This window comes from Vibrio sp. YT-17 (assembly GCF_033337375.1).
GTDB lineage: Bacteria > Pseudomonadota > Gammaproteobacteria > Enterobacterales > Vibrionaceae > Vibrio > Vibrio alginolyticus.
Map to the genome: position 1 here is coordinate 1 of NZ_JAWOQP010000074.1, position 1,537 is coordinate 1,537.

At 50.4% G+C, this 1,537-nt stretch carries 2 protein-coding genes and 1 pseudogene; 1 reads left to right on the forward strand and 2 read right to left on the reverse strand.

Annotated features, from left to right (window positions below; genetic code table 11):
• Positions 1–243: pseudogene (locus R7F67_RS23915) on the forward strand (DNA polymerase III subunit epsilon); the annotation flags it as partial.
• Here R7F67_RS23915 and R7F67_RS23920 read toward each other — a convergent pair.
• Together R7F67_RS23920 and R7F67_RS23925 are read right to left on the reverse strand one after the other, a co-directional pair.
• Positions 244–1,113, reverse strand: coding sequence for a LysR family transcriptional regulator (locus R7F67_RS23920; RefSeq protein WP_318057422.1), 870 nt, complete (start codon positions 1,111–1,113; stop codon positions 244–246).
• A gap of 80 nt (positions 1,114–1,193) precedes the next feature.
• A partial coding sequence (locus R7F67_RS23925) for an arylamine N-acetyltransferase (protein WP_318057423.1) occupies positions 1,194–1,537 on the reverse strand: 344 nt, incomplete at its 5' end.

Consider the following 1,537-nt stretch of genomic DNA (forward strand, 5'->3'; position numbering starts at 1 on the left):
GTAGAGGATTTCCCCGCGTATTTTATCGACACTCTGCAAATCGAAAAGCAGTTTAGCTATGCAGGGAAAAGCGGCGCGCACAGCAGTTATCAGTTGGACGATTTGCGCCGCTATTATCACCTGCCGGGGTACTTATCGCACTCTGCCGCCAGTGATGCCTTGGCGTGCGCGGAATTGTTCTTGGTGCAAAGTAAAAAACTGACCGCGCTTCCGGATGTCACGTTGCGTCAGTTGATGCGCTGATCACGCCAACTCTTGCGCCAAAAAGTCGATCAATAACCGCACTTTTGGCGACAAATTGCGACTTTGCGGATACAGCGCCCAAATGCCTTCGCGATCGTCGCGGTAATCGGTCAGCACCTCGACTAACTCACCACTATCTAATGCTTCTTGAACGTAGTAATCCGGCAGCTGCACTAAACCAAGCCCGCGTTTCGCTGCGTCCACCAAAGCAAAACCGCTGTTGCATTTAATCCGTCCCGACACGCGTAAAGATTTATCGCGTTTATTTTCCTTAAAGTGCCAATAGTCGACCGAGCCAACCAAGCACTGATGCCGTCCCAATTCCGACAACGTATGTGGCTCACCAAAACGCTCCAAATACATCGGACTGGCACACACGTAGGTTTGACGTGAGGAAAGACGCTTGGCGATCATGCTGGAATCTTGCAAGCGGCCAAGACGAATCGCCACGTCCACACCTTGCTCAATCAAATCCAGCTTTTGGTTGGTCAGCACTAAATCAAGATCCACACGCGGGTACTTTTCCAAAAACTGATGCAAAAGCGGCGCGAGATTCATTTCCCCATACGTCACAGGAGCCGTCACGCGCAGCAAACCGCGCGGTTCGGTCTGCATTTGCGTTACGGCAAGCTCGGCCAGTTCTAACCCTTCCACCAAATGTTTACACTGCTGGTAATAGAGGTGTCCGGCTTCAGACAGGGAGACTTTTCGCGTCGTGCGATGCAGCAATTTCACCGCAAGTCGTTCTTCAAGTGCCGATACCCGACGACTGATTTGTGCCACCGATGTTTTCAGCTTAGCTGCTGCTCCGGTAAAACTGTTGGTTTCCGCCACAGCAACAAATTCGCTTACCCCTTCCCAATTCGCCATGCTGTATTCCTGTCGACCTCTTTTAGACAAATAGTGATGAAAATGTTCTCGTCGCGCTACGCTTTGAAAACGTGAGAATTTTACGCGTCAGGCAGCGGACGAAGATCGCCGTACTGCGCATCAAGCTCAATGCCGAAGTATTCTTTCAATGCATCCAGATAGGCTTGGCCTGGCTCTAACTCCAATTCTGTCTGCTCACCTTCGCTGGTGTATTTGAGTGTGTAGTTAAGCAATGTCACCAACCCACTTTCTGTTGCTTTCGCCGCGACTCTTGCGCTGGTAAAACGCGAGTTGGGAGAAGTGGAGGTAAAAAAGTTGCCACACGCGATATCACCCGCAAACACAAACTCTAAATCGAAGCTATAAAGGTTATTCCACGTGTCCGTTCCGTCCGTTGACAACACTTGAAGGAAGTAACCAAACT